Here is a 1,052-nt window from a genome sequence, read left to right on the forward strand (position 1 = left end):
ACATTCCAAGTAGTTCGAGATGACAGTATCAATGCCTTTGCAACTGCAGGAGGCTATATCTATGTTACCACTGGTTTAATGAGAGCAGTAGATAATGAAGCTCAATTAGCGGCTGTATTAGCTCATGAAATTGGTCATATCGCTAGCCGACATTCGATTGAACAAATGCGGCAAACAGCTATTACTCGGGGTCTTGCCAATGCAGCAGGTTTAGACAGAAGTACTGCGGTTCAGTTAGGAATAGAATTAGCACTACAACGTCCTAGAAGTCGTGAAGATGAATACGAAGCCGATCTCCGGGGAATCCAAACTTTAGCACGCGCTGGCTACGAACCAAGAGCCATGATTGCATTTTTACAAAAGTTACGCAATCAACCTACTCCTCCAACATTTTTAAGTACACACCCTGCACCTGATGACCGAATTGCAGCTCTTAGACGTGAGATTAGTTCTCAAGCTACTTCACCTTAGACCATTTTGAATACGATATTAAATAATTAGCTCGCGAATTCTGTACGTATTCAAAACTCGTCTTGGCGGCTTCTTAACCAAATACCGCACCAGCGATCGCCTGTGAATAAGTTTCCCAATCCCACTCCTATCTGCTTAGCGTTGGTTGTTTCTCTCTTGCTTACGCTTGCGATGCATTAACCAAATTCCAAAAGCAATTACGATTATTGCGATCGCAACTAGAGCAACCGGATCTAAGAACTTTTTTACCAGATAGTAATTTTGTCCCAGTACATAACCTGCATATGCCAGCAGTCCCACCCATAAGATCATACCAACTATGGAATAGAGTAAGAAGGGAAGCAAAGGCATCTCTTCTATACCTGCAGGGATGGAAATGTAGGTGCGAATGGTTGGAATAAGCCGACCAAGGAACACTACAGCTCCTCCATATTTACTGAACCATTGCTTTGATTTGTCAATGTCCTTACTAGATAGGGTCAGCCACTTACTATGTCTGTCTATCTGACTTTTCCCGTTAAGTCTCTATAGCAAGCTGCCAACCCTCGCAGAGGTCGTGTAATTTTAACCAACCTCGCCAC

At 43.3% G+C, this 1,052-nt stretch carries 2 protein-coding genes; one reads left to right on the top strand and one right to left on the bottom strand.

Features of this window, described 5'->3' with window-relative positions:
* A partial coding sequence (locus tag ICL16_RS00195; RefSeq protein ID WP_190824885.1) for a M48 family metallopeptidase occupies positions 1-471 on the top strand: 471 nt, incomplete at its 5' end.
* A gap of 135 nt (positions 472-606) precedes the next feature.
* On the opposite strand, the gene ICL16_RS00200 is transcribed toward ICL16_RS00195, so the two are convergent.
* Positions 607-975, bottom strand: coding sequence for a DedA family protein (locus tag ICL16_RS00200; protein ID WP_337906873.1), 369 nt, complete (start codon positions 973-975; stop codon positions 607-609).
* Positions 976-1,052: the final 77 nt, after the last annotated feature.

The organism is Iningainema tapete BLCC-T55 (assembly GCF_014698965.1).
In the GTDB taxonomy this organism is placed as follows: domain Bacteria; phylum Cyanobacteriota; class Cyanobacteriia; order Cyanobacteriales; family Nostocaceae; genus Iningainema; species Iningainema tapete.